28 protein-coding genes and 1 pseudogene are annotated in these 25,736 nt (G+C 44.0%); 14 read left to right on the plus strand and 15 right to left on the minus strand.

All coding sequences use genetic code 11. The annotated features are described in order from the left end of the window. The first annotated feature begins 82 nt into the window (after window positions 1-82). The 4 genes from ACTD55_RS10500 to ACTD55_RS10515 all read left to right on the plus strand — a co-directional run bounded on the left by ACTD55_RS10500 (window position 83) and on the right by ACTD55_RS10515 (window position 4,954). The gene (locus tag ACTD55_RS10500) at window positions 83-871 is read left to right on the plus strand and encodes a putative hydro-lyase (protein WP_438864287.1); all 789 of its coding nucleotides are present in this window, start codon (window positions 83-85) and stop codon (window positions 869-871) included. 31 nt (window positions 872-902) lie between these two features. Further along, window positions 903-1,757, plus strand: a complete 855-nt coding sequence (locus tag ACTD55_RS10505) for a glutamate cyclase domain-containing protein (protein ID WP_438864288.1) — start codon at window positions 903-905, stop codon at window positions 1,755-1,757. A gap of 246 nt (window positions 1,758-2,003) precedes the next feature. Then, window positions 2,004-3,350, plus strand: coding sequence for a lysine-sensitive aspartokinase 3 (gene lysC / locus ACTD55_RS10510; RefSeq protein ID WP_438864289.1), 1,347 nt, complete (start codon window positions 2,004-2,006; stop codon window positions 3,348-3,350). Between the two features lie 275 nt (window positions 3,351-3,625). Continuing rightward, window positions 3,626-4,954: an alkaline phosphatase gene (locus ACTD55_RS10515; protein ID WP_438864290.1), complete on the plus strand. Its 1,329-nt coding sequence runs from the start codon at window positions 3,626-3,628 to the stop codon at window positions 4,952-4,954. Window positions 4,955-5,038: 84 nt separating this feature from the next. Here ACTD55_RS10515 and ACTD55_RS10520 read toward each other — a convergent pair whose 3' ends face one another. From ACTD55_RS10520 to ACTD55_RS10530, 3 genes are read right to left on the minus strand one after another with little or no spacing between them, the layout of a single operon-like run. After that, window positions 5,039-6,439: a hypothetical protein gene (locus tag ACTD55_RS10520; protein ID WP_438864291.1), complete on the minus strand. Its 1,401-nt coding sequence runs from the start codon at window positions 6,437-6,439 to the stop codon at window positions 5,039-5,041. Further along, window positions 6,427-7,305: an ATP-binding cassette domain-containing protein gene (locus ACTD55_RS10525; protein WP_438864292.1), complete on the minus strand. Its 879-nt coding sequence runs from the start codon at window positions 7,303-7,305 to the stop codon at window positions 6,427-6,429. The genes ACTD55_RS10520 and ACTD55_RS10525 overlap by 13 nt, the downstream gene beginning before the upstream one ends. Continuing rightward, on the minus strand, window positions 7,302-7,697 hold the full coding sequence (locus ACTD55_RS10530; RefSeq protein WP_438864293.1) for a GntR family transcriptional regulator: 396 nt from the start codon (window positions 7,695-7,697) through the stop codon (window positions 7,302-7,304). Before ACTD55_RS10530 ends, ACTD55_RS10525 begins: the two co-directional genes overlap by 4 nt. Window positions 7,698-7,989: 292 nt before the next feature. Between ACTD55_RS10530 and ACTD55_RS10535 the strand changes: the two genes are divergently transcribed. The 4 genes from ACTD55_RS10535 to ACTD55_RS10550 all read left to right on the plus strand — a co-directional run bounded on the left by ACTD55_RS10535 (window position 7,990) and on the right by ACTD55_RS10550 (window position 11,097). Continuing rightward, window positions 7,990-8,427 (plus strand): MarR family winged helix-turn-helix transcriptional regulator, encoded by a 438-nt coding sequence (locus tag ACTD55_RS10535; protein ID WP_438864294.1) that lies wholly within the window; start codon window positions 7,990-7,992, stop codon window positions 8,425-8,427. 116 nt (window positions 8,428-8,543) lie between these two features. Continuing rightward, the gene (locus ACTD55_RS10540; protein ID WP_438864295.1) at window positions 8,544-8,963 is read left to right on the plus strand and encodes an organic hydroperoxide resistance protein; all 420 of its coding nucleotides are present in this window, start codon (window positions 8,544-8,546) and stop codon (window positions 8,961-8,963) included. A gap of 217 nt (window positions 8,964-9,180) precedes the next feature. Next, complete coding sequence (locus ACTD55_RS10545) at window positions 9,181-9,921, plus strand: substrate-binding periplasmic protein (RefSeq protein WP_438864296.1); 741 nt, start codon at window positions 9,181-9,183, stop codon at window positions 9,919-9,921. A gap of 123 nt (window positions 9,922-10,044) precedes the next feature. After that, window positions 10,045-11,097, plus strand: coding sequence for an alkene reductase (locus tag ACTD55_RS10550; RefSeq protein WP_438864297.1), 1,053 nt, complete (start codon window positions 10,045-10,047; stop codon window positions 11,095-11,097). Window positions 11,098-11,174: 77 nt separating this feature from the next. Here the strand turns inward: ACTD55_RS10550 and nspC are convergent, their stop codons facing one another. From nspC to moaB, 9 genes and pseudogenes are all read right to left on the minus strand, one after another. Next, a complete protein-coding gene (gene nspC / locus ACTD55_RS10555; RefSeq protein WP_438864298.1) occupies window positions 11,175-12,311 on the minus strand; it encodes a carboxynorspermidine decarboxylase in 1,137 nt (378 codons plus the stop codon). Window positions 12,312-12,401: 90 nt separating this feature from the next. Next, complete coding sequence (locus ACTD55_RS10560; protein ID WP_438864299.1) at window positions 12,402-13,604, minus strand: saccharopine dehydrogenase family protein; 1,203 nt, start codon at window positions 13,602-13,604, stop codon at window positions 12,402-12,404. Between the two features lie 84 nt (window positions 13,605-13,688). Beyond that, window positions 13,689-14,558 (minus strand): annotated as a pseudogene (locus ACTD55_RS10565) (ATP-binding cassette domain-containing protein); the annotation flags it as partial. Window positions 14,559-14,680: 122 nt separating this feature from the next. Then, the gene (gene modB, locus ACTD55_RS10570; RefSeq protein WP_438864300.1) at window positions 14,681-15,358 is read right to left on the minus strand and encodes a molybdate ABC transporter permease subunit; all 678 of its coding nucleotides are present in this window, start codon (window positions 15,356-15,358) and stop codon (window positions 14,681-14,683) included. Then, window positions 15,351-16,118: a molybdate ABC transporter substrate-binding protein gene (gene modA, locus ACTD55_RS10575; RefSeq protein ID WP_438864301.1), complete on the minus strand. Its 768-nt coding sequence runs from the start codon at window positions 16,116-16,118 to the stop codon at window positions 15,351-15,353. The genes modB and modA overlap by 8 nt, the downstream gene beginning before the upstream one ends. A gap of 3 nt (window positions 16,119-16,121) precedes the next feature. Continuing rightward, a complete protein-coding gene (gene moaE, locus ACTD55_RS10580; protein WP_438864302.1) occupies window positions 16,122-16,571 on the minus strand; it encodes a molybdopterin synthase catalytic subunit MoaE in 450 nt (149 codons plus the stop codon). A gap of 2 nt (window positions 16,572-16,573) precedes the next feature. Beyond that, a complete protein-coding gene (locus tag ACTD55_RS10585) occupies window positions 16,574-16,819 on the minus strand; it encodes a MoaD/ThiS family protein (RefSeq protein WP_438864303.1) in 246 nt (81 codons plus the stop codon). A 2-nt stretch (window positions 16,820-16,821) separates the two neighbouring features. Continuing rightward, a complete protein-coding gene (moaC, locus tag ACTD55_RS10590; protein WP_438864304.1) occupies window positions 16,822-17,292 on the minus strand; it encodes a cyclic pyranopterin monophosphate synthase MoaC in 471 nt (156 codons plus the stop codon). Between the two features lie 2 nt (window positions 17,293-17,294). Beyond that, on the minus strand, window positions 17,295-17,834 hold the full coding sequence (gene moaB / locus ACTD55_RS10595; protein ID WP_438864305.1) for a molybdenum cofactor biosynthesis protein B: 540 nt from the start codon (window positions 17,832-17,834) through the stop codon (window positions 17,295-17,297). Window positions 17,835-17,981: 147 nt separating this feature from the next. On the opposite strand from moaB, the gene moeB reads away from it, so the two are divergent. The 6 genes from moeB (at window position 17,982) to ylqF (ending at window position 23,627) form a co-directional block, all read left to right on the plus strand. After that, window positions 17,982-18,749: a molybdopterin-synthase adenylyltransferase MoeB gene (moeB, locus tag ACTD55_RS10600; protein ID WP_438864306.1), complete on the plus strand. Its 768-nt coding sequence runs from the start codon at window positions 17,982-17,984 to the stop codon at window positions 18,747-18,749. A gap of 35 nt (window positions 18,750-18,784) precedes the next feature. After that, window positions 18,785-19,990 carry a molybdopterin molybdotransferase MoeA gene (gene moeA / locus ACTD55_RS10605; protein ID WP_438864348.1) on the plus strand — a complete coding sequence of 402 codons (1,206 nt, stop codon included), beginning with the start codon at window positions 18,785-18,787 and terminating at the stop codon, window positions 19,988-19,990. A gap of 129 nt (window positions 19,991-20,119) precedes the next feature. Beyond that, on the plus strand, window positions 20,120-20,668 hold the full coding sequence (locus ACTD55_RS10610) for a cytochrome b (protein ID WP_438864307.1): 549 nt from the start codon (window positions 20,120-20,122) through the stop codon (window positions 20,666-20,668). Between the two features lie 177 nt (window positions 20,669-20,845). Continuing rightward, a complete protein-coding gene (locus ACTD55_RS10615; protein WP_438864308.1) occupies window positions 20,846-22,042 on the plus strand; it encodes an alginate export family protein in 1,197 nt (398 codons plus the stop codon). Between the two features lie 124 nt (window positions 22,043-22,166). After that, window positions 22,167-22,538 carry a DUF2750 domain-containing protein gene (locus ACTD55_RS10620; protein ID WP_438864309.1) on the plus strand — a complete coding sequence of 124 codons (372 nt, stop codon included), beginning with the start codon at window positions 22,167-22,169 and terminating at the stop codon, window positions 22,536-22,538. Between the two features lie 81 nt (window positions 22,539-22,619). Then, window positions 22,620-23,627, plus strand: a complete 1,008-nt coding sequence (gene ylqF / locus ACTD55_RS10625) for a ribosome biogenesis GTPase YlqF (RefSeq protein WP_438864310.1) — start codon at window positions 22,620-22,622, stop codon at window positions 23,625-23,627. 25 nt (window positions 23,628-23,652) lie between these two features. On the opposite strand, the gene ACTD55_RS10630 is transcribed toward ylqF, so the two are convergent. From ACTD55_RS10630 to ACTD55_RS10640, 3 genes are all read right to left on the minus strand, one after another. Continuing rightward, window positions 23,653-24,555, minus strand: a complete 903-nt coding sequence (locus tag ACTD55_RS10630) for a diguanylate cyclase (protein WP_438864311.1) — start codon at window positions 24,553-24,555, stop codon at window positions 23,653-23,655. 403 nt (window positions 24,556-24,958) lie between these two features. Then, window positions 24,959-25,183 (minus strand): hypothetical protein, encoded by a 225-nt coding sequence (locus ACTD55_RS10635; RefSeq protein WP_438864312.1) that lies wholly within the window; start codon window positions 25,181-25,183, stop codon window positions 24,959-24,961. Between the two features lie 123 nt (window positions 25,184-25,306). Continuing rightward, the gene (locus ACTD55_RS10640) at window positions 25,307-25,546 is read right to left on the minus strand and encodes a hypothetical protein (RefSeq protein WP_438864313.1); all 240 of its coding nucleotides are present in this window, start codon (window positions 25,544-25,546) and stop codon (window positions 25,307-25,309) included. Window positions 25,547-25,736: the final 190 nt, after the last annotated feature.

The raw sequence follows: 25,736 nt of genomic DNA on the forward strand, positions 1-25,736 counted from the left end.
TCTTCCCCCTCATTCGCTATTTGTAATGGGTAACAGGGGCAGTGTATTATCCACTATCAATACCATCTGGTTGGATAATCCCGTGTCAGTGTTAACTCCAAAGCAAATTCGTCAACAAATTCGTCAACAGCAAATCATCGGTAACACATCAGGTTTAGCCCCTGGTTTTGTACAATGTAACATGGTGATTTTACCGGCAGATTGGGCGGTTGATTTTCTACAGTTTTGTGAATCAAACCCGCGCCCCTGTCCGATTATCGCCATGTCGGAAAAACCGGGAGATATTCATTTGGATAAAGTCGGTGAAGACATTGATATTCGTCATGATTTACCCCAATACCGAATATTCGAACAGGGAAAGCTGATGGGTGAAGTAGCCGATATTGCCGATTACTGGCGTGACGATTTGGTCACATTTTTCTTAGGGTGTTCTTTTTCCTTTGAAGAAGCATTAATTGCTGATGGCATCGAAATCCGCAATATCAGCGAAAACAAAAATGTCCCCATGTACCGAACCAATATAAGGTGCCAACCGGCCGGACGATTCAGTGGTGATATGGTCGTCAGCATGCGCCCAATGCTACCGGCTGATGCTATCCGCGCGGTACAAGTATGCAGTCGTTTCCCTTCTGTGCATGGCGCCCCCATCCATTTCGGTGATCCCGCCATGATTGGCATTAATGATATTAACCGACCCGATTTTGGTGATGCGGTCAATATCAAACCAAACGAAGTGCCGGTTTTCTGGGCCTGTGGGGTCACACCGCAAGTTGCGCTGGAACAGGCTAAACCCCCGTTTTGCATTACCCATAGTCCGGGGTGCATGTTGGTCACCGATATCACTAATCGCAGCCTCGCCACCCATCAATAACCCATACACTTTACAGCAAGGACTACCACTTATGGCCGCCCCACTCAGCCTTACCGATCTGCAATTAAGCCATGAAATTGAAAATTTACTGGTAGCCAGAAATCTGCGCGGGATGCAAAGTGTTCAACCTTTATTAGCCCCGGGCTATTGCGCCAGAGCAGCGCAATTATTGCTCAATCTGAACGGTAATATATTAATTGGCACCGGGTTTCCAGTGAATAACACCTTCGAAACGGACGGGCCGGTCGGGGCAATCGCCTTATATTTGGCATTGGAACAATTAGCCGCCACACCTATTTTAGTTTGCGGTGATCCATTATATAGCGCGGTAAAAGATCACTATAACTCAGTGCAACTGGCGGTCGGCGATTTGGACAATGCCAAGCAGAAAAGCATCGCGATTCTGCAACAGTTGCAACCCCAAGCCGTCATCTCGATTGAACGTGCCGGAATGACCGCTAATGGCCGTTTTTTCAATATGCGAGGAGAAGACATCAGCCAGCGCTGCGCCTGTTTTGACTATTTTATGTCAGAAAGTCATTGCCCCAGCATTGGTATTGGGGATGGTGGCAATGAAATTGGTATGGGTAATATTCATCAGCGCCTAAGTCATCTAAATATTGTCCCCAGTGTGACAACCTGTACTGAATTGGTGATTGCCGATGTCTCCAATTGGGCCGCCTATGGCATTATTCTATTTTTGCAACGCTGGACGGGAATATCGCTACTGGAGAAAATAAAACCCGAAGACATAATCCGATTTTTGAGCACCAGGGGAAGTGTCGATGGCGTTACCCGCCAAAATACCATGACCGAAGATGGTCTTTGCTATAGTGAAGGAGAAGCCTTGCTGTCAGAATTAATAACCTTATCGCAACGGAATTAATTGTGGCTGGATTCAGGATTTAAATACACTACGCCTTAGAATAAAAAGCCCAACGCAACAAGAGCAATAACAGCGTAATTTAAACTAGGGTGGTTTAATAAAAATGATGCATAAACATCATAAGTAATGAATAAAAAACCGTAGTTTATGGATATAAATTCATTTTATCCTGAACCAAAAACTGCTAACTTAGCCGGCTTTGTTGCGTCACGGTCTATCACCAAATTACAGGACTAGAATAAATTAATGAACACGCTCAATATTGCAAAATTCGGTGGCACCAGTGTGGCAGATTTTGCCGCAATGCAAAACTGTGCCCGCATCGTTATCGATAACACCAATACCCGGATCGCCGTCGTCAGCGCCTCTGCCGGCGTGACAAACTATTTGGTAGAACTGGCTAACGATGATCTGACCGAAGCACAAATTGACATGCTGGTTAAGCAAATTGAAAAAATTGAGTTGGCCATTTTGGAACAGCTCGATAACGCTGCTGAAACTCGAATTGAACTGCAATGTTTACTCAGTGAATTATCCGAGTTAGCCCATAACAAAGCCGATTTAGCCAGCGCTGAAGGCAAAGATGCACTGTTATCCATGGGCGAGCGGATGTCCTCGCTGTTGTTTACCGAAGTATTAAAACAACTAGGTTGCCCAGCAGTAAACTTTGACGCCCGCAGAGTGATTAAAACCGATAGTCAATTTGGTCAGGGAACGCCCGATATCGAGGCCATTGAGCAGCAAGCACAATTATTGATGGCACCCGCCTTAGCAGAACAAGTACTGGTGACACAGGGCTTTGTGGGATCCAATAGCAATAACAAAACCACAACTTTAGGTCGTGGTGGGTCTGACTACACTGCGGCATTACTAGCCGAAGCCTTAAACGCTCAAACTTGCGAGATTTGGACTGACGTGATTGGTGTGTACACCACCGATCCTCGCATTACCGATAAAGCCCGACCGTTACCTGAATTAAGTTTTGATGAAGCCGCTGAAATGGCAACTTTCGGCGCTAAAGTCTTGCACCCGGCCACCATGGTGCCAGCGTTACGTAAGAATATTCGTGTCTTTGTCGGTTCCAGCCGTGAGCCGGAAAAAGGCGGCACATGGATTGCCAAAGATTGTGGTGACGAACCTTATTATCGAGCCATTACCCGTCGTAAAGATCAAGTTATGGTGACGGTAAAAACCCCCAGCATGTTATATGCTCCGGGTTTTCTGTCGCAGGTTTTCGGTATTATTGCCAAGCATAATATTAGTGTCGATCTGGTTACCACATCAGAAATCTCAGTGTCGATGACAATCGATAATCCACCTAATTCGGTTCGCAAAAAAATCAACCAGCAAACCATCAACGATCTGCGCCAAATCTGTGAAGTCAATGTGGAAGAAGGCTACGATCTGGTTACGGTGGTAGGTAATAACATGCACAGCCAAGCGGGGGTATCGAGCCGCATATTTAACGCGTTACAAAATCATAACCTGCGCATGATTTGTTACGGAGCAAACCCTCATAATATGTCTTTTCTGGTTAATGAAAATAACAGTACTCAAGTCGTGACTGAATTACATCAGGAATTATTTGAATAATCTGATAGCAGCCTCCCCGCTGCAGCGGGGAGGCTGATAGTTAATAGCTCGCCAGACGAGATTTTATTAGTCAATCCGCCGTCGCTACCGTTCACCAATAATCATACGTAAGCATCTGATTTTAAATAAAATACCGACATTAATTAGCCTTTTTTATTCACCACTTCGCTTAAATAATAAAAACGTCATATCCAACCATTACTTTTATATTCAAGCAGTTTACAATGCGTTGATTACATTTATCCCTATATGACTGACTAAGGTTATCCATACTTATGAAAAACATATCAATTGGCCTGTTACTTCTTTGCGGCCTGTTAACCACAGCCTGTGCTACAACTCCTCAAAATACAGTGACTAACACTCAATCCAGCCACGTTCCCAAGAATATTATTTTCCTTATTGGTGATGGAATGGGAGTCGAACATACCACTGCATATCGTTATTACACCGATGACCTGACAACAGAAGCAGTCGAAACCACTATTTTTGATCAATTACTGGTGGGCATGGCATCAACTTATCCTGATGATGACACTGTCGTCACAGACTCAGCCGCATCCGCCACGGCATTGAGCAGCGGTGTAAAATCATACAACGGTGCCATTGGTGTTGATGCCCATAAAGAACCACTCGCCACCGTATTGGAAAAAGCCAAACAGCTGGGTAAACAAACGGCGATTGTGGTCACATCGCAAATTAATCATGCCACACCGGCTGCGTTTATCGCCCATAACGAAAGCCGCCAAAACTACGATCAGATCGCTGATAACTACCTAAGCAACTTAATTAATGACAAACCTATTGTGGATCTGATGTTTGGCGGTGGAACCAAGTACTTTATTCGCGATGATCGCAATCTGGTTAAGGAATTTGAAGACTACGGTTATCAATATACCGATGATTTACAGCAACTGGATAACATCACTGCACTGCCTGCCTTAGGTTTATTTGCTCCGGTAGGATTACCTTTTGCCATCGATAGCGCTCAACCCCATCGATTAGAACCGATGGCCCAAAAAGCCCTGTCACTTTTGTCACAGCACAATGACAACGGTTTCTTTATGATGATAGAAGGCAGCCAAATTGACTGGTGTTCTCACGCTAACGATGTTGCCTGTGCAATGGGAGAATTGGACGATTTCGCTGCCACCATAAAGGCCGCCCGAGATTTTGCACAACAACAGGGCGACACCTTGGTTGTTGTTACCGCCGATCACAGCACAGGGGGGTTAAGTATTGGCGGTTATGGACAGTATCTGTGGAAACGTGACTTGGTCCATCAAATTCATGCCTCTATTGAGACCTTAAGCAAAGAAATGATCAAAACTAATGATGTCGTGGCCACTTGGAATAAGTACATTGACTTTGCTTTAACCACCGAAGAAAAACAAAAATTACTCAACGCCAGCAAGCAAAAAGATAAAATGTTACGTGACGCGCTAGTCGAGGTCATCAGCCACCGTACTATCACCGGCTGGACATCTCGCGGTCATACAGCCGGAGATGTACAAATATTTGCTTATGGCGTTGGGGCCGAAAAATTTGCCGGTCATCTGGATAATACCGACATAGCCAAAGCGATTTTTTCGTTTCTTAAATAAGCGGATCCCGATTAAAAAACGACCGCATAACCGCAACTATCAAATCCGATAATCACAGATTATCGGATTTTTTATGTGCCGGTATTACATCTCAAGAACGTACCGCTGCCAATACTTGAGGATCACCATACCCACCACAATACTGCTCACCGGGTAACAGGCATACCACCACAAATTTGGCTTAACGAACCAAAGCATCGCAACTGCAACAAAGATATTTATGACTGAAAAAATAACCGATTGATAGCGTAACCAGCTACCCGCTTCCATGGTCATCGTCACGAACAGGGAATAAGCGATTTGTAGCAATAGAGATGGCAAAAGCAAAATCACACCGCTTAACAATACAAGTAAACTCAATTTATACCCTGAATAACATAACATCATCAGCATTATTGGTATGGTAAATAACAGTATGCTGCGAAGTAGCCTTGTCGCCAGCAGTTTTACCAGACAATTCATATAAGTTTGGCGACTGTTAGCTGAATGAGTTAGCCATAAATAGGCAAATTTACTTTTTCTTTTTAGAAACTCTACACTGTTTGCCGAATAAATAGCGATAACGAAAAAGCAAAAGAATATTGCCAGTGGAATGATAACGCCTTCGGGGTTAGGGTCTTGCGGCAGCATAACGTTAACAAAGCCTAGAATACCGAGCAAAATCAGCAAAAATATGACATAAAATATCCGTTCATCCCGGTCGAGATAACATAATTTTTCCAGTGAGGTTTTTCCGGCAATAAAGCGCCCTAGCCTTCGACTTATGCGAGAAAACAACGAGTAACGAGCCAAGCTTCCGGACAAGATGTTTAAAGGATCATTTTGTCTCCAGCTCAATGGCATTGCATCAGGATTGTATTCCTGTTTAAGCTGGTGGCGACTCAAACAAAGAGTCAGGCATACGATAGTAAATAGTGCACAACCAAGCAAATAAGCTAACATATAAATCAATTGACTGGACAAATTACCGGCGAAAAATTGCACAGACTGCTCCAGGCCATTTAACCACTCAAACAACCCTATGATACCCTGAAAAAAAAGACTGCCACTCATCAGTGTTATTAATACGAACAACGCTCCCCACATCACCGAGATTGTCTTGGCAACAGGAAACAGATACAAAAGCGTCGCAAGTACATAAAATGCCGCAACCAATACCAGCCAGTGACTTATGCTCACCGCAAACAGCAATGCTACAAGAGTAAACATCAGTAAGCTGTAAACGACCGAAACAACAAATTGATAGTAACCGTAATCAGGCAGGACAAAACCAAGATAGTGCCCATAGCAATTAGCCAAATTACGGGCATTTCTGGTGGTCACTTCTACGCAAATTAATAAGCTAACCCAGCCAATAATATTGGTGTTGGTGGCACTGCTTGCCGCCGACAATCCCAGATAAAAAAACAACGCAGCAAAGGCAAACAGCAACTTATAAGACTGGTTATGCCAATCTCTTTTTACAATGGCAATTAACGGGTGCATGAGTCGATCTCCAGAAAAATATCCTCCATATTTAGATATTCAACATCGACACTTACTTGCAGCTTTTCAATCAATTGTTGATGGAGCAATTCAGAATAATCAGTAACGCTGAGCAGCGCTTTATTGCCTTTTATTTGCTGATTCAGGCACGACAATTCCGATAAACGGTGTGGCAAATTTTCACCGCTGATATGTAAACGCACGACCTTTTCTTTCAGTTCATCTATTGCCCCTTGAAAAATAACCTTACCGTCTTTTAAAAATGCAACATCCGAGGCGACTCGCTCTATATCCGAAGTAATATGGGTAGAAAAAAGAATGCTGGTTTGACTATCACTATTCATATCGATTAATTGTTTAATTAACTGACGACGAGCTGAAGGATCCAGAGCCGCTGCTGGCTCATCTAATACCAGTAATGTTGGCGAATGACTTAACCCACTGATAATTGCGAGGCGCTGACGCTGGCCTTCTGACATCTCACCAATCAGCTGCTTTTCATTGAGTTGCCAATCCACCATTAATTGTTTCGCTTTGGCACTGTCCCAATGATTATAAAAAGCCCCGCAATACTCTATTAATTGTTTGGCCGTTAAGCCGTTAAAGCTATCCATCGTTTGCGGCACAAAACCCAGCTTCTGTTTATTGTCAGCCGATAATTCCCACGCTGAATTACCCCATAATTGTGCGCTACCACTATCGGCTTGAAGTAAACCTAATGCGGTTTTTATCAGTGTTGTTTTACCGGAACCATTGTGGCCAATAAGCCCCATGACTTGGCCCGACCGCAAGCTTAAATTAACGCCATCCAGCACGGGAGTGTTTGAATAAGCCTTAGAAACGTTGGTTAATTGCAATATACTCATATCCATTCCTTTTTAAATTGTTCCTTGAGCCAGTTCAGAACTTGATCTTGGTCAATATCAAGTTGCTGACATTGTTTAATCAAATCGTTTACTAACGGATTTAATGCGTTTAAGCGATGTTCTATCGACTGTTTTTGTGTCGATTCCACTACCACCATGCCCTTACCGCGAACTCGTTTCAGTGTCCCCTGAGCTTCTAACAACCCATATGCTTTAGAAATGGTCATAGGGTTGACATCTAACTCTGTGGCAAGCTGGCGTACAGAAGGCAGATAGTCACCGGCCTTAATCTGCTGGCTAGCCGTCATGCGGTTTATTTGCTCCATTAACTGACGATAAATGGGGACACCAGAACTCGGAGCAAGCTGAAAAATAAACGGAGATAGTGGCAAATCACTGTCCTTAATTAACACTATGTGTATTAGTTATATAATACACCAATACACATAGCAAATTATTTCATCAAGAATATGCCGCTATTTGAACCGGCGGATCACTGGGGTTCGCACCTACGTACTGCGGTTCATGCACAGAAGTCGAATGGTCGAGCGCGAGTATTACGCTAGCAGACCGCTTAACTCTGGTTAACACCGCGGCTGTGGACTCAAAATACATGATGCATTACTAAGGCCTCAAGCTCTGGCATACTAGCGTTATTGTTATTTAATTAAGCATTGGTAAGACATGAAGCAAACGGCTATAGAATCTCTCAAACTACATAACCAATTATGTTTTGCACTTTATTCGACCTCACTCGCAATGAGTCGGCTATATAAACCATTGCTTGCTGAATTAGATCTCACCTATCCGCAATACCTGATTATGATGTTGCTATGGGAGCATGATGGCATCACCATAACCAATATCAGCAAATTGCTACATCAGGAAAAAGGGGCGCTCAGCCCAGTGATTAAAAGACTCGAAAAACAACAGCTCATTACCCGTCAACGCAATGAGCATGACGACAGATTGGTTAACATATATCTAACCCAAGCAGGAATTGCATTGAAAGAGCGTGCTGCCAACATCCCAAATAAAGTCTTATGTTCTACCGGCCTGGAAGTAAGCGATGCGTTGTCATTAAAAGCTCAACTTGAGCAAGTCAGAAGCCATCTTGATTAAAAAATAATTATTTAGCATTATTGGATCTAACAAATAGTTATCGCAATAACTATTATTGCGATAACATAATCCTTGTAATCAACGATTGATAGTTAACCCTAATACGAGGATAAACCATGCAAGTACTATATAAAGCAGTAGCAACATCCACCGGGGGCCGAGACGGCCAAGCGATTTCCAGTGACAAAGTGTTAAATGTAAAACTGGCTACCCCAAAAGAATTAGGCGGTGCTGGTGGTGAAGCCACTAACCCCGAGCAGTTATTTGCTGCCGGTTACTCAGCCTGTTTTATTGGCGCACTAAAATTTGTCGGTGGCGAACAGAAAGTCAGTATCCCACAAGACACCACTATCAAGGCCGAAGTGGGTATTGGCAAAATAGACGGTGGATTTGGTCTGGATATCGATTTGCACATCAATTTGCCGGGGCTGGAGCAAAGCGTAGCAGAACAATTATCTGAAAAAGCGCATCAAGTATGCCCCTATTCCAATGCTACTCGCGGTAATATTGATGTGCGATTGCATGTGAGTGTTTAATTTAACCCGCTAGTCGTGTTCATTTTCTTAAGGCCGCTCACTTTAGCGGCCTTAATATCAAGTAAGGCCAGTTAATTTGCCAATACAACCTTACTCTTTGCCTAATTCCCGATAAAACCCAAAAATCTACTGTTAACCGCCAATACATTTGTATATGCTAAAATTTCATTAATGAAAAAAACCTATATTTCAATATGTTAATTCAGCACAGTGATTAATGATGCATCTATATCGACGTTTGGCAGTCTTATTTACCATGCTATTGATAAGCAATTCATCCTGTTTTGCTGCTCCGCAAGTGGTCACCATAGCAGCAGAAAATAGCTGGCCCCCTTATGCCAGAGCAGATGGAGAGGGAATATCCAAACAAATCATTCAAGCTGCCTTTGACGCGGTTGGGGTTAAAGTGAAATTTGTTGTAGCGCCATACGCCAGAGCACTTCGCTTGACCGAAATGGGCGTTGTACAGGGCTGCTTTAACGTCACCAAACAATTATCCACCGAAAAATTATTCCAATTCGGTCGCCATAAATTATTTGAGGCCCCAACATCCTTTTATTTTAATCCTAAACATCCCATGCACTTCACTAGCATTGAAGAAGCCCCTGATGGAATGAGCATTGCCGGAATTATTGGCTATGAATATGGTAATGCCTACGAGCAACAGCGGCATCGCTTTAAAGAAGTCAGGGTGCCCACACAACAACAAATTATTGGTTTGCTGCGCTCAGGTGAAGTCGATGCAGCCATAATGTTTGATAAGGTCGCCAGTTACCATTTGCAGATGTTAGGCTTAGATGAAAACACTATTTTGAAAGGGCCTCACGGTGAGTCTAGTGATATTTATGTGGCATTCAGCAAACACCAGAATTTTCCAGATATGCAAAACATCATCGAACAGTTTGATCGGGGGCTGGAATTAACTCAGGCTGCCAGAGCCAGATTACTATCTAACTGAATCCCCCATAAAGGGTTAATAACCGCTGCGTTTTATCATATAACTTAATCATTGCACTGCACTCTTGATCACCGTAATAACCGCCCCCAAATAATCAATTCATGTTATTAATTGGGAAAAACCTTGAATACACTTTTTGATCCAATCCAGTTGGGGGATTTATCACTACCCAACAGAATCATTATGTCTCCCCTTACCCGTTGTCGCGCAAGTGAAGGGCGAGTTCCTAATGCATTAATGGCCGAATACTACACCCAACGTGCCAGTGCCGGACTCATTATTAGCGAGGCCACCTCTGTGACGCCAATGGGGGTCGGCTACCCCAATACCCCGGGAATTTGGTCTGATGATCAGGTTGAAGGCTGGAAAAAAATCACCGATGCCGTACACAAGGCGGGCGGTCGAATTGTATTGCAATTATGGCATGTTGGTCGTATCTCCGATCCTGTTTATCTGGACGGTCAGCAACCGGTTGCACCGAGTGCAATTGCGGCCCAAGGCCATGTGAGTCTGGTACGTCCAGAGAAAAATTTTGAAACGCCACGGGCATTAAGCGAAACAGAAATTCCCGCTATCGTCGAAGCTTATCGACAAGGTGCCGAAAATGCCAAAAAAGCCGGATTTGATGGAGTTGAAATCCACGGTGCCAACGGTTATCTGCTCGACCAGTTTTTACAAACATCCAGCAATCATCGTAAAGACAACTATGGTGGCAGTATCGAAAACCGTGCCCGCCTGATGTTGGAAGTCACCGATGCTGTGATTTCCGTGTGGGGAGCTGGCCGAGTGGGAATGCATTTATCTCCGCGCGCGGATGCCCATGATATGGGAGATGAAGATTTAGCAGCGACCTTTGGTTATGTCGCCAAAGAATTAGGTAAACGCAACCTCGCTTTTATCTTCACCCGAGAGCATTTTGACGAACCGGCATTAACACCGGCACTGAAACAGGCTTTTGGCGGCAAACTGATTGCCAATGAAAAAATGACCAGTGAACGCGCTGAACAACTACTAGCGGACGGCACTGCCGATGCAATTGCGTTTGGTAAAGCGTATATTGCCAATCCTGATTTAGCGGAGCGTTTGCGTGTCAACGCCCCACTGAATGAACTCGATGCGTCCACTATGTATGGCTCTGGCCCGAAAGGTTACACCGATTATCCGGCACTGGCTTAACACTGGTTTGGCCGATCAAAAAAGCACCTTAATTTAAGGTGCTTTTTATTTATCACAATATCGGTAACCAATATTGTTTAAGACAGCCGCGCCCGGAAATCTTCATATTCAAATTTACGTACTAGTTCAAAACTGCCATCTTTTTTCAAAATACCGATTGAAGGATGTTCCACTCCATTAAAAAAGGTGGTTTTAACCATGGTGTAATGGATCATGTCTTCAAAGATCAATCGATCCCCCACTTCCAGAGGAAACTCAAAACCGTAGGTATCGATCACATCACCAGCCAGACAAGAATTACCACCAAGTTTATAATCGAAGTTCTTTTCTCCCGCCAACCCAGCGTTACGTACTTCAGGGCGATAAGGCATTTCCAATACATCAGGCATGTGACCGGTGGCAGAAATATCCAGGATCGCAATATCACCTTCATTGTGGACCACATCCACCACTTCACTGACTAGCGTGCCAGTTTGCCATGCCACCGCTGAGCCCGGCTCTAAAATAATGTGCAGATCATATTTTTCACGAAACGTTTTAAGCAATTGAATCAGGTGTTCGACATCATAGCCAGCACGCGTCATTAAATGCCCCCCACCCAAATTCAACCATTTGAGCTGAGGTAACCACTTGCCGAAACGTTGTTCAACCGCTTGCAAGGTACGTTCGGCGGCAAACGAATCGCATTCACACAAATTATGCACGTGGAATCCTTCAATGCCGGATAAATCTACACCTTCAAGATCCTCGGCTTTTACCCCTAGACGAGAGCCCGGCGCACTGGGATCATACAATTCAGTTTCGGCTTCACGATGCTGCGGATTAATCCGCAAGCCCATCGATATTCCCGCCTCAGCTACCTGCTCTTGATAGCGTTGCCACTGGCTCAAACTATTAAACGAAATGTGATTAACCAGATTAACCAGTTCATCGATGTCATTTTGCTTATAGGCTGGAGAGTAAGCGTGTACTTCCTTACCCATCTCAAACTTAGCCAGCTTTGCTTCCCATACCGAACTAGCGGTACAACCTTGCAAATATTGTCCCACCAATGGAAACGTCGACCACATGGAGAAACCTTTTAAGGCCAAAATAATATCCACGCCGGCTTCGCGTTGTACACGCTCCATCAATTGCAGATTAGCTTCCAGTTTGGCTTCTTCGCACACATAGCAGGGGGAAGGTATAAGCGGATTAAGTAAAGGATCGATCAAGGTTAACTCTCCAGATCAGGAATAAGGACGTTATTATTATTCCGGCCACAGACTATTGATTGCAGCCGGAATATGATTTTAACCTTTTAATCAGTTTTTAAAAGGGGAGGATTCACATTCAAGCACATGCCAGGGTAAACCATGAATATTAAGCATATCCATAAAGGGATCCGGATCGAATTGCTCCATATTCCACACGCCAGGCTTTTTCCATGTACTGTTAAGCATTAACGCCGCCCCAATCATAGCGGGTACACCGGTAGTATAAGATACTGCCTGAGCGCCGACTTCTTCATTACACTTGGCATGATCACAGTTATTGTAAATAAAGATGGTCTTTTCTTTGCCATCTTTAATGCCGGTAATGTAAGTACCGATACAGGTCATGCCGGTATAACCTTCCGCTAAGGAACCAGGATTCGGCAACACCGCTTTTAAGAATTCAAGTGGCACAATCTGCTGGCCCTGAAATTCAACTGGCTCGATGGAGGTCATGCCAATCCCTTCGAGCACACGCAAATGGTTCAGGTAAGCATCTCCAAAAGTCATCCAGAAACGCGCGCGTTTCAAGGTAGGGAAATGTTTAACAATGGATTCCAGTTCTTCATGGAACATCAAATAGGAAGCCCGTACACCAATATTCTGATAGTCCAGATCTTCACGTACGCTGAGTGGATCCGTTTCTTTCCACTCGCCATTTTCCCAATAACGACCGCGCTGGGTAATTTCACGAATATTGATTTCAGGATTGAAGTTAGTTGCAAAGGCCTGACCATGATCGCCACCATTACAGTCAACGATATCCAGGGTGTGGATTTCGTCAAAATAATGTTTCGCCGCATAAGCAGTATAAACATTGGTCACACCGGGATCGAAGCCGCTGCCTAATAACGCCATCAAACCGGCTTTTTCAAATTTGTCCTGATAAGCCCACTGCCAGGAATACTCAAACTTGGCTACATCTTTAGGCTCGTAGTTGGCGGTGTCCAGATAATCCACACCGGTTTCTAAACACGCGTCCATAATGGCTAAATCTTGATAAGGAAGGGCTAAATTAATCACCAGGTCAGGCTTAACCTGATTAATGACCTTAACCACTTCAGAGGCATGGTCGGCATCCACAGCAAACGTGCCTTTAACCCGATCGGCTCCCACTTCGGCCTGCAATGCTTCACATTTAGCAACCGTCCGGCTGGCCAAGTAAATTTCATCAAAATGCTCCGGTAAACGGGCACATTTTTTGACTGTTACGGCGCTAACACCGCCAGCACCAATTATCAAAACGCGAGACATAACATTATCCTCTTAAAGCAAACTGACCAAAAAAACGCGGCATCCTACCATCAAATATAAGCACGCCCTACCAATAATTACTGATTAACGCATCATTTTAAACTGCGCCCAGACTGGCATATTTTCAACCAATGATAAACGATGTGCCGACCATCCACTAATATCGGCCAGTAAAGATTGCTCTCCGACGCTTACCTCAACACGGACTAGCGAGGCGTCCAATGGTTTAATCTGTTTTATATGCCCTTGTAGGCAATTGATAATACTACTACTTGATGGTGGTTGAATCGACAAACTGACCTGATTGGCTTCAATCATTACCGACTCACCGGGCTCAATGGGCGCGCAATAAGGGATAAATAATGACTGTCCTTCACACATCAATTCGGCCATCGCATAATCGTCAACGTATCGATTAAAGCGGCACTGTAGCACCGAAAAAGCCCGTTTCTTACCCGCTAAATTAATTTGACGGATCACCTCATGACTCTGTCCTTGCGTAACGATCCGGCCTTGTTGAATTTGCAGCATGTAATCACAACATAACGCCAACTCATGCAATGAATGACTCACCATGATCATGGGCAAGGCAAACTCACGATTGATTCGATTTAACCTATCCAATACTTTATGACGGGTGATCTCATCGAGTGCCGACACCGGTTCATCCAGCAACAACAGTTGCGGATTGTTGAGTAACGCACGAGCCAGCGCTACCCGTTGTTGTTCGCCACCGGAAAGATCGCCAATATGTCGGGACAACAAAGCATCCAGTTCAAACCAGTCACTGACTTGCTCAATATCAAAACGAACCGGTTTGGCTAAATGCAAAGAAAACTGCAAATTTTCCAGTACGGTTAGATGGGGAAATAACGCCGACTCCTGAAATACCAAGCCAACGCGTTCAGCATTTAGAATAAGGCTTCCGGACTTGTCTTTTTCCAGCCCGGCAATACAACGTAACAAGCTGGTTTTGCCCGAACCAGAAGGGCCATATAAGCCAATCATATTCTGCTGTATCGGCAGCTGGCATTGGACATCAAGCACCGCTCTACCCTGTTTGGTTAGCGAAATGGCTATTTCCATAATGCCTCGCGTCGGCCATTAATACGGTATAACAGAGCCAATAATAATAATGATGCAATTAACAGCCCACCGGCTAATTGATGGGCTTGGGTATATTGCATCGATTCCACATGATCAAATAACGCAATGGATAGCACCTGAGTTTCACCGGGAATGTTACCGCCAATCATCAATACCACTCCAAATTCCCCCACGGTATGGGCGAAACTGAGACCAAAGGCAGTAATAAAACTGCTGCGAGTTAACGGCAAAACCAAACGAATAAAGCGTTGCCAACCCGTTAACCCCATGGTTTGCGCCACATCCAGATAACGGGGATTTAATTGCATAAAGGCACTGTGCAGCGGTTGCACCACAAAAGGCAGTGAATAGAAAATGGACCCGATAAGAATACCGGAAAAACTAAATGCCAACTGTTGACCGGTCATCCCTTGCCAAAATTGTCCTACCAATGTATTCGGGGCAAAGGCCACCAATAAATAAAACCCCAATACCGTGGGCGGTAGTATTAGCGGCAATGCGACAACGGCTTGAATGACCGGTTTAAAACGGCTTTGCCAGCGCGACATCCACCACGCCAGCGGCGTGCCAATAAACAGTAAAATTACACTGGTAAAAAACGCCAGTTTTAACGTGACAATGATGGCTAACCAATCCGAATTACCCATTGTGGTTGAAGTTAACCTGATAACCGGCAGCCGCTATGACTTTTTGTCCTGACGCCGAAAAGATAAAATCAATAAACTGTTGCGCCATGGCCTGAGCGTGGCTGTTTTTCAGTCTTACTAGTTGCTGCTCAATAGGCTGATAATAGTCAGTTGGTACTATCCAAATCTGCGCCTGTGGTTGCTTTAGTACTTGACTGGCCGCCACAAATCCCCCTTTCGCATTGCCACTATGGACAAACTGAAAAGCCTGGGCGACATTATTGCCCTGCACAATATGAGCTTGCATTTGATCCAGTACAGCGGCTTTTTCCATGCTTTGAATGGCCGCCTGACCATAAGGAGCCAAATCAGGATTGGCAATAGACAATTTGCCTTGCCAGTTTTGCAAACTGAGTTCGTTCGTCGTAGTGGCATCGGGGATCCACAACACCAGCTTGCCGATTGCATAAGTCTGACGCGATCCCGCTACGATAAGTTGTTGTTGTTCAAGCTTTTTGGGGTGGATAGTATTGGCGGCGAAAAAAATATCATAAGGCGCCCCATGATTAATTTGTGCGTACAACATGCCGGTAGAGCCAAATGAGATCAGTACTTTGCTGCCACTATGTTGTTCAAAATCACTGACCAACTGTTTAGCGGTACTTAAAAAATTGGCAGCGACTGCAATATGTAACGGTTTATCATGGCTAGTCGGCGTCGATAATGCCATTGCAGGGCACCCGACTATACAGATTAACAGCCCTAACCAATGCTTTATCATGGGTTATTCCTTAACTTGCCATAAATCAGCGGCCTGATTGTCGGACGCTTTACTGGCTACCCACTGCGCACCTTGCGGAGATTTTTCTTTTTTCCATATTGGCACCCGCGTTTTTAGATAATCCATAATAAATTGCGCTGCACTGAAAGCGGCATCGCGGTGTTGGCTCGCCACGCCCACAAACACAATTTGTGCACCGGCATCCAGTTCCCCCACCCGATGGATGACCCGTACTTGACTCAGCGGCCAGCGCTCTTGGGCCTCAAGCACAATTTGCTGCAACGCCTGTTCGGTCATTTGGGGATAATGCTCTAAATGCAAACCACTGATGCTACCATGTTGATTAAAATCTCGTACCAGCCCGCTGAACGTCACAATCGCGCCATCATTGTGACTGCGCAGTTGCTGATACTCTGTACCAACATCAAAGTCCTCGGTTTGGATCGAAATCATCCTTAACCTCCGGTAACTGGCGGGAAAAAAGCCAGTTCATCACCCGCTTTCACCGGTGTTTCGACACCGACGATGGTATGATTTAATGCGCACAACACATCCCCTTCTTGCAAGGCAGACCACTTACCAGACTGGTCAATAAGTTGCTGTTGAATTTTTGCTATTGATGTCTCGTCCGGTAACGGCCAGTCTAGCTGTTCACAATCGAGTCGCTCGCGTAACTGGGCAAAAAATTTTATTTTAATCATCCTTATGCCTTCCATACGCCGCTTTTTCCGCCTTGTTTGTGAAGCACCCGAATACCGTCAATCTGCATACCCGGATCCACCGCTTTACACATATCAAACAAGGTTAATGTTGCCACCGATACGGCCGTTAACGCTTCCATTTCAACACCCGTCTGGCCGCTAAGTTTACACATTGCCTCTACCCGCACAGATTGCTGTTCAGGCAGTATTTCGAAATCGATTTGTACTTTGGATAACGCTAACGGATGGCATAGTGGAATTAAATCAGCACACTTTTTAGCCCCCTGAATGCCGGCAATCCGTGCCACCGCAAACACATCACCTTTTTTATGCCCTTTATCGGCTATCAGTTGCAAGGTGTCGGCATTCATACGCACAAAACCTTCGGCAATCGCCGTTCTGGACGTTACTGCTTTATCGGTGACGTCCACCATATTGGCTTCGCCTTGTTGATTCAGATGACTCAATTCCATTGTTAATCCCGACTTTCACAAACCACAGTGCCAGCTTTTAAATGCTGAACAAAATTACATGGGCGATGACTGGCATCAAGTTGTTGCTTAATAATTCCTTCCCAACCGGTTTTACATGCTCCCGTTGAACCGGGCAAACAGAAAATAGCGGTTTTGTTTGCCATCCCGCCCAAAGCACGTGATTGAACGGTCGATGTGCCGATTTCGGTATAAGATAACTGACGGAATAATTCACCAAAACCTTCAATATCCCGATCAAATAAGGGCTGTAATGCCTGCGGGGTGACATCTCGCGCGGTAAATCCCGTACCGCCGGTTACCAATATTGCTTGTACATTATCACTGGCTACCCACTGGGAAACGATAGCCCGTAATTTATACACGTCATCAACCACAATTTGCCTGTCAACTAACTGGTGCCCTGCATCCTTAACTGCATCAACCAGATATTGGCCGGAGGTATCGGTCGCCACTGTACGGGTATCAGACACGGTTAATACGGCAATTTGTAATCCTATAAAAGGGGAACTGGCCTTACTCATGGTGCTCTCTAATCACAGATTGAATGACATTTAAATTACCATAAAAACAATTAAACATGATGATTTCAAAATAAAAAAACAATCAACTCTGGTGACCTCAAGCCGAAATGCTTATGCTTCACCTAACCCCAAAATACAGTGTGCTCTATGTCCAAATTTTTATCACAATCACAAGCCATGCGTTATAGCCGTCAAATTATGTTGGCCGATTTTGACTTGGATAAACAGGAAGTGCTGTTAAACAGTAAAGCACTTCAAATTGGCGTTGGTGGATTAGGCTGTGCCAGCGCTCAATACATGGTGGCAGCTGGCATAGGTCAACTCACGCTGGTGGATGATGATCAAGTGGAACTAACCAACCTGCAACGACAAATTTTACATCGTGAAATAGATGTTGGCCGGGCAAAAGTTCAATCAGCAATGGATACATTGCGTCAGTTAAATAGTGATTGTCAATTGAATGCCATACAGCAACGCCTGGACGATAATCAGTTAGAAAAACTGATCCGCCAGCAGGATATAGTTCTCGATTGCAGCGATAATCTCGCCACCCGAAACCAACTCAATCGTTTGTGTGTTGCTAATCAAATTCCACTAGTGTGCGGTGCCGCAATTCGTCTGGAAGGCCAGATAACATCGGTGATCCCAGGCAAGGACAATCCCTGCTACCAGTGTTTAAGCCAGTTTTTTGCAGAACAGGATTTGTCCTGCATGGAAGCCGGAGTAATGGCGCCCATGGTGGGTATTATTGGTTCGATGCAAGCATTGGAAGCCATTAAAATTGTTAGCAACTTTGGCCAAAATCTTGCCGGAAAATTAATGCTGTTCGATGGTAAAAGCCATCAATGGCAATGTTTTAATTTAGCCAAAAATCCACACTGTGCAGTGTGTGGCAATCAGCCAGAGGAGGATTAACCTTGTCGGTCGATCATTGTAATGCGCCAGGCCTTATGCCAGTTGAACAGGCAATAGCAACCTTATTAAGTAATGTTAAAAGCATCACTGAACATGAAGATTGTAGTGTTAACTTAGCCTGCGGACGGATCTTAGCCGAACCAGTATTTGCCGCTATCAATGTCCCTATGAATGATAATTCGGCAATGGATGGCTATGCCGTTAGCATTGACGATCTCCATGAACAGCATACGTTTAAACAAATCGGTACCAGTTTTGCCGGTCACCCTTTTACAGGCCAACTCCAAGCGGGCCAATGCGTGCGCATTATGACCGGAGGCGTATTACCTAAGGGAGCGAATGCGGTGGTCATGCAAGAAAATACCCAAACCAATGGTAACGATATTACCTTGTTAAAAACGCCCCACACGGGTGAAAACGTGCGTTATGCGGGCGAAGATATTGCCGCAGGACAAACCATTTTCGCCCAAGGTCACAAACTTACTGCAGTGGATATTGGCGTACTCTGTTCTATTGGGATCACTCAGGTATCAGTATTGCGCAAACTGAAAGTCGCTCTTTTTTCCACGGGCGATGAGTTAAAACAGCCAGACACGCCTTTATCCGCGGGAGATATTTACGACAGCAATCGCCCAACGCTACATCTGTTACTGGAAAAAATGGGTATCGATGTCATCGATTTAGGCGTCATTGAAGATGATAAAGCCCAATTGTATGAAGCCGTTGAAACCTGTGACCAGCAAGCCGATGCGTTAATTACCTCAGGCGGGGTATCCGTAGGTGAGGCCGATTTCACCAAGGAAATATTAGAACAGGTAGGCAAAATCGGTTTCTGGAAACTGGCGATGAAACCGGGCAAACCGTTTGCCTTTGGACAACTCCCCAACAGCCAGTTTTTTGGATTACCGGGTAATCCGGTATCAGCACTGGTTACCTTTTACCAATTGGTCGTTCCAACGTTACAAAAAATGGCCGGAATGACAATAACACCCCGCACGCGTTTACCGGCAATCGCCCGCGAACCACTGCGTAAACGCCCCGGTCGTAGCGACTTTCAGCGCGGGGTATATTCCGTTTCTGATACAGGTCAAATTGAGGTAAGAACCACCGGTCAACAAGGTTCAGGAATATTAAGCTCTATTGCCAACGGGAATTGTTTTATCCTGTTAGAACAGGAACGGGGCAATGTAAAAACAGGAGAATTAGTGGTCATTGAACCTTATGATCACTTACTTAGCTGATCATGTATTATATTTTTGTTTTACTCCTACGTTGGGCAAATAATAAGGCGACAATTGGGGTCAACACTTAATCTGCACTTAAGGTAATTCGATTACTGTGCATTTTTGTTACTAAGGACGATAATCATCATGAATTCAACTCGTTTAAACAAATATCCGCCAATTATGATTGTGCTGCATTGGATAATGGTAATTTTGTTTATTGGTGTTTACGCCACAATAGAAAATAGAGGGATGTTTGAACGTGGTAGCGATGCCCGAGAGCTGATCAAATACGCACACTTTGTTTTAGGCGTCAGCATTTTTGTATTAGTCTGGCTGCGACTGTTTATTCGGTTAAAAAACCCTTACCCACATATCGAACCGCCTTTGGTAAGCTGGCAATTTTACTTATCCAAGATCGTGCATTGGCTATTGTATGGCCTCATGATTGTTATGCCGATACTCGGCTGGTTAATTATTAGCGCAGAAGGTAAAACACTGGATTTAGGCCTGTTCAGTCTGCCCAACTTTATGACGACGGATAAAGCGCTCGCCCATGATTTGGAAGAAATTCATGAAACCATAGGCACAGCCGGTTATTACCTAATTGGTTTACATGCATTCGCGGCATTACTGCACCATTATTTTTTTAAAGATAACACCCTCGTGCGCATGTTGCCGGGTAATAAATCGTAACGTGCACCTTATTAGTGCCGCCCCTCTTGGGCAGCACTTAAATTGGTGCATCAGTTAAGATTACATATCAATAAAATTCTAACAAACTATTGTTTTTATTAGCTTTATTTATAATGGCGTAACCCTTGCGTATTGACGAGTTGTATCACTCAACAACTCAATAAAAGGGAACTATCAATGTCAAAAAATGGCGCTACTGTATTTATCACTCTTGTTACACTCGTTAGTCAATCCGTCTGGGCTTCATCATCTACCATACTCACAGACACCAAAGCCTCTATTGATATGCGTCTACGCTATGAAACGGTAGAGCAGGATAATGCACTCAAGAGCGCTAACGGATTAACCTTACGCAGCCGTTTTAATTTTGTTACCGGTAGCCAAAACGGTTTTTCTGCAATGTTTGAACTGGAAGATAGCCGCAGCGTCATGGGGCTGGCCAATTACAACAATGGTATTGGCAGCCATCCCGATTATTCTGTCATTGCCGATCCCAACACCACTGAGTTGGATCAGGCTTTTGTACAATATAAAAATACTCAGCTCACCATTAAATTAGGTCGTCAGGTGATTGCATTAGACGGACAACGTTTTGTCGGTCATGTGGGCTGGCGACAAGACCGGCAGACCTTTGATGGACTTTCTACTGTTTACCAGCCGAATAAAGCACTTACCTTGACCTATGGCTATATCAACCAACGTAACCGTATTTTTGCTGAGCAGAAAGACATTGATTCCAAAGATCATTTATTTAATGCCGCCTACCAAAGCAGCATCGGCACTATCAGCGGTTATGGCTATTTGCTGGAAATGGATAACGGCACTGAAAATGGTTTAGATACCTGGGGGATGAGTTTTGCCGGTAAAAACACTATTGGTGATAGTCCCGTCAGCTATCGATTAGAATTCGCCAGCCAAGATGCCGACAGCAGCAATGCCTCTTTTTCGGCTAATTATCTGGCCGCTGAAGCCGGAATAGCGCTTAGTGAGATAAATATCAAACTCGGCTATGAATCACTGGGTTCGGATAACGGGCTTTACGGTTTTGCCACACCGTTAGCAACCTTACACAAATTTAATGGTTGGAGCGATCAGTTCCTTAACACTCCCAAGGAGGGACTAGATGATCTCTATATCTCCATCGCGGGCAAACTGATGGGAGGTAGTTGGACTCTCACTTACCATGATTTCAGTGCAGAACAATCCTCAGCCAGTCTTGATGATTTGGGCAATGAAATCGACGCGTTATATAGCAAAAAATTAAATGAACACTTTTCTGGTGGCATAAAATTAGCCTGTTATTCAGCAGGCGATAATGCTGCAGGAAAAGTGGATACCAATAAGTTATGGCTATGGCTTGGTGTAAACTTTTAGCACGGTCATGCCAGATCCTGGCAATCGTCACTATTTTGCCATCATCAGCAGCTACTTTTTCTGATAAAAAATGACATAATCTTACTAGTTACTCCGTTAAGTCTTTTTATCGTTAAGGAAAATTATGAGTCAGTCTGTATCAGAAGCGCATGCGTTTTGTAAGGAAGTTGCCCGCACAGGTAAAGTTTGGGGCATCAAAGACAGTGCCGGCATCCCTACTCCAACCGGTGATGGCGGAATAAAGTCGATGCCGTTCTGGTCGAGCGCTGACAAAGCGCAGGATATTATTGAGAATGCCAAGGCTTATGCTGGCTTTGAAGTATTTGAAATCCCGTGGGAAGTGTTTTGTACCAAATGGTTGCCCGGTTTACTCAATGACGACTTATTGGTTGGAGTAAATTGGAGTGGTGAGCACGCTATCGGACTGGATATGGAACCCGATATTTTATTAGAAGCTATCGAATACCAAATCAATCAGGAAGATTTTAACGATTAAGCACAGCGAAGTTGGCTGGTCAGCGACGATACGGTTAAATTCCAGTACAATATCCACATTGTATTATTCAGGCGTAAATTAATGTCCATTCATTGGTATCCGGGCCATATGCATAAGGCCCAAAAAGAAATAAAACAGCTATTACCACAGGTTGATTTACTCATCGAAGTCCTCGATGCGCGGATCCCCTATTCCAGTGAAAATCCGGCCATTGCCAAAATTAGGGGTGACAAACCTTGTATTAAAATCCTGAATAAAACCGATTTGGCCGATCCCGAGGCAACGGCCCGTTGGCAAGAATATCTGGAACGGCAAAAAAACGTTAAAACCTTTACCACCAGCATAGAAGATCCTGGCAAAATCAAATTGTTGTTAGATCTTTGTCGTAAAATGCTGCCCGAAAAAGATGCGGGTATCAAAACCATTAATGCAATGATTTGCGGTATTCCCAATGTGGGCAAATCCACCTTAATTAATCATCTGGCAGGACGTATCATTGCCAAAACCGGTAATGAACCCGCCGTCACCAAAGCTCAACAACGCATTAATTTAGGCAGCGGCATCGTATTATTCGACACCCCGGGAATTTTATGGCCTAAAGTAGAAAACCCGAATAGCAGTTACCGGTTAGCGGTAACCGGAGCAATCAAAAATACCGCCGCCGAGTTTGATGATATGGGCTTTTTTGCGGCTGACTATTTAATTAAAGCCTACCCCACTGAGCTTAAAGAACGTTATAAATTGGATGAGATCCCCGCTACTGAAATCGAGTTTTTAGAAATGGCGGCAAAAAGTCGTGGTGCCATTATGGCCGGTGGACGCGTTAACCTGCATAAAATCTGCGAAGTCCTGATCAATGAATTCAGATTAGGCACCATTGGTAAAATTAGTCTGGAGTTACCCGAAATGGTAGAGCAGGAAGAAGCCGAGATGGCTAAAGCCGCAGCTAAAAAAGCAGCCGATACATTGGCTCGCAAACAGCGTTTTAAAGATGGATCGCTCACGCCAAATAAAAAAGACGCCAAACAAATTCGTATTGAAAAACGTACCGAAAAAGCCGCGCAAAGAAAACGTCAGGCAAAGCGATAGTACTGTTTTTAACAGACTTGCTATTCTATACCGAAACAACCGTATTTCGGCCATTTCGCTTAGCCTGATACAACGCGTTATCCACACGTTTTAATGCATCTTCGTAACTTTGATCTTGCGCTAGCATGGTGGTTACCCCAATGCTAACCGTTGCCTCTATGCCGGAAGTTGAAAATGAAGCCAGTTCGGCTTTTACACTTTCACATAAACGGGTGGCAAACTGTTCTGCATGAGCAGACTCAATGCTAGGCAAGGCAATCACGAATTCATCACCACCGAATCGGCAGGCAATATCAGTTTGTCGCAATTGCGAACGGCAAATATTGGCAATCGCCAAAATGACTTTATCACCCGTATGATGACCCAGCGTATCGTTAATCTGTTTTAGATTATCCAGATCAAGCATCAAAATGGCTGTCGGTATGTCATGACGAACAAACGTTTGATAGTGAAGGGCCAGGTCATGTTGCATACGACGGCGATTAAACAAGCCAGTCAACTGATCGGTATCACTGAGTATCCGCAACCGGGTTTCCAATTCATGCCGCTCGGAAATATTGCTGGCAACCCAAAGCACCACTTCCTCACCATCAACCAGAAAATCCAGAGCCTGAATTCGGCCTTCAAACCAGATTGGCTGTTCAGGGCCTTCATCTGGCAACCCCAGAACATCCTTATTACTTAATTCATATTCTGCAATCGATAACTTTTTATTGTCCAACGCTTGACTAATTTGGTCTAAAAACCAGTTAGCCTTTTCTGGTTTAACCACATCTGAAATATTTAATCCCACCAGCCCACTACCATCATGATAATAACGGGAATCCTTGCCCCCTAACACCGCAACATATTTGCCGCTACGGGATAAAATAAAACAGGGATCGGGTAACGCATCAAGCACTGATGCCAAATGTTGAATACTAATCATATCGATATGGCCCACATGAATTGTGGAAGGGAATCATCCGCATAAACTACAACTTCCTAACGTATTCGCGCTGAATTAACTTCATTAACTTACACCAAACAAAGCAGTGATGGATCGACATTTGAAGTTAAGCATAAATTTTAGCAAATTTATCGCATCATGTATAAAGCTAACCTCGTTAATCTTTCGTTAGGTGAGTCAATATCATTGTTTGATTCTTTGACTGATTGTTATCAAGCAATAATTATCAAACGTTGTGATGTTTTGGGTTGAAGTTGAAACTCTGGATCTAGCAGTAGCCCTTTTAAAATAAGGAATTTTGAAAAGGTGCACAGATAAGCTCTATTAACATGCCCGGCTAATAAGATGTCTGAGAAATCAGTGGCGATTCAAAAGGATGGAACTAATCTTTTGGCTTAATAAAAAGAGCTAAACCAATCACAAAAACTCCTAAGCCTATTTTTTTATATATTTCAGCTTTGAACAGCATCGGGTTTTCCTTTTCTATTACATCAACGCCTCTCCTCGTGCCAACCCCTGAGTTCCAATCTTTATACGCTAACAATAAAGATGAAATCCCAAGTAAAATTAGAAAAATCTTCATTATGATATGTTTGTTAATTTTCATGATTCAGCATTCCCACCAACTTCAGCTACTTCATTTCCTAAATTAGCGTTTTTAAGGTAATTTTTAAACATCTGGGGGCAGAGGAGTTAAACATCTGGGGTCAGATGTTGTTAACAAGAAAACTTATTGATTATGTTTCCTATCTTGCACTATTGCATATCCGGCGATTATTCCACAAACGAAAGCGATACCTAGAAATGCAATAGTAAACCCTAACAACACACTCCAGAATGTTACTGAATCAGCTTGATCATGGTAAAAGAGTAAAGCGGTTCTGAAAACCAAGACCAAAGCCATAACAAAAAACAAATATTTAAAACAAACCCACCAAACTTTAATAAACTTTTGTTTTTCACTTATCATTACCGCTTATCCTGCTCTTTTGCCCAGTTTTCCGCACCTTTGATTAAACTACAGCACCAGCGGAATCGCCAATAAGCTTAGATCCCGCATCATTGACTTCTTGAGAAACAACGCCAAAACATCTGGGGTCAGAGAACATCCGGGGTCAAAACATCCGGGGTCAGAGTAAACTTTTAGACTACAGTTAATA

Source organism: Neptunicella sp., from assembly GCF_048268085.1.
Lineage (GTDB): Bacteria > Pseudomonadota > Gammaproteobacteria > Enterobacterales > Alteromonadaceae > Neptunicella.

Excerpts from the sequence above, each read along its gene's own strand:
- moeA (WP_438864348.1), top strand. The coding sequence starts at position 18,785 with ATGCCAGTTGAACAGGCAATAGCAACCTTATTAAGTAATGTTAAAAGC.
- ACTD55_RS10560 (WP_438864299.1), bottom strand. The coding sequence starts at position 13,604 with ATGTCTCGCGTTTTGATAATTGGTGCTGGCGGTGTTAGCGCCGTAACA.
- ACTD55_RS10515 (WP_438864290.1), top strand. The coding sequence starts at position 3,626 with ATGAAAAACATATCAATTGGCCTGTTACTTCTTTGCGGCCTGTTAACC.
- lysC (WP_438864289.1), top strand. The coding sequence starts at position 2,004 with ATGAACACGCTCAATATTGCAAAATTCGGTGGCACCAGTGTGGCAGAT.
- moaC (WP_438864304.1), bottom strand. The coding sequence starts at position 17,292 with ATGGAATTGAGTCATCTGAATCAACAAGGCGAAGCCAATATGGTGGAC.
- ACTD55_RS10520 (WP_438864291.1), bottom strand. The coding sequence starts at position 6,439 with ATGCACCCGTTAATTGCCATTGTAAAAAGAGATTGGCATAACCAGTCT.
- ACTD55_RS10615 (WP_438864308.1), top strand. The coding sequence starts at position 20,846 with ATGTCAAAAAATGGCGCTACTGTATTTATCACTCTTGTTACACTCGTT.
- ACTD55_RS10635 (WP_438864312.1), bottom strand. The coding sequence starts at position 25,183 with ATGAAAATTAACAAACATATCATAATGAAGATTTTTCTAATTTTACTT.
- ACTD55_RS10630 (WP_438864311.1), bottom strand. The coding sequence starts at position 24,555 with ATGATTAGTATTCAACATTTGGCATCAGTGCTTGATGCGTTACCCGAT.
- ACTD55_RS10585 (WP_438864303.1), bottom strand. The coding sequence starts at position 16,819 with ATGATTAAAATAAAATTTTTTGCCCAGTTACGCGAGCGACTCGATTGT.
- ACTD55_RS10535 (WP_438864294.1), top strand. The coding sequence starts at position 7,990 with ATGAAGCAAACGGCTATAGAATCTCTCAAACTACATAACCAATTATGT.
- ACTD55_RS10545 (WP_438864296.1), top strand. The coding sequence starts at position 9,181 with ATGATGCATCTATATCGACGTTTGGCAGTCTTATTTACCATGCTATTG.
- ACTD55_RS10620 (WP_438864309.1), top strand. The coding sequence starts at position 22,167 with ATGAGTCAGTCTGTATCAGAAGCGCATGCGTTTTGTAAGGAAGTTGCC.
- ylqF (WP_438864310.1), top strand. The coding sequence starts at position 22,620 with ATGTCCATTCATTGGTATCCGGGCCATATGCATAAGGCCCAAAAAGAA.
- ACTD55_RS10610 (WP_438864307.1), top strand. The coding sequence starts at position 20,120 with ATGAATTCAACTCGTTTAAACAAATATCCGCCAATTATGATTGTGCTG.
- ACTD55_RS10505 (WP_438864288.1), top strand. The coding sequence starts at position 903 with ATGGCCGCCCCACTCAGCCTTACCGATCTGCAATTAAGCCATGAAATT.
- moaB (WP_438864305.1), bottom strand. The coding sequence starts at position 17,834 with ATGAGTAAGGCCAGTTCCCCTTTTATAGGATTACAAATTGCCGTATTA.
- ACTD55_RS10525 (WP_438864292.1), bottom strand. The coding sequence starts at position 7,305 with ATGAGTATATTGCAATTAACCAACGTTTCTAAGGCTTATTCAAACACT.
- modA (WP_438864301.1), bottom strand. The coding sequence starts at position 16,118 with ATGATAAAGCATTGGTTAGGGCTGTTAATCTGTATAGTCGGGTGCCCT.
- modB (WP_438864300.1), bottom strand. The coding sequence starts at position 15,358 with ATGGGTAATTCGGATTGGTTAGCCATCATTGTCACGTTAAAACTGGCG.
- moaE (WP_438864302.1), bottom strand. The coding sequence starts at position 16,571 with ATGATTTCGATCCAAACCGAGGACTTTGATGTTGGTACAGAGTATCAG.
- moeB (WP_438864306.1), top strand. The coding sequence starts at position 17,982 with ATGTCCAAATTTTTATCACAATCACAAGCCATGCGTTATAGCCGTCAA.
- ACTD55_RS10540 (WP_438864295.1), top strand. The coding sequence starts at position 8,544 with ATGCAAGTACTATATAAAGCAGTAGCAACATCCACCGGGGGCCGAGAC.
- ACTD55_RS10640 (WP_438864313.1), bottom strand. The coding sequence starts at position 25,546 with ATGATAAGTGAAAAACAAAAGTTTATTAAAGTTTGGTGGGTTTGTTTT.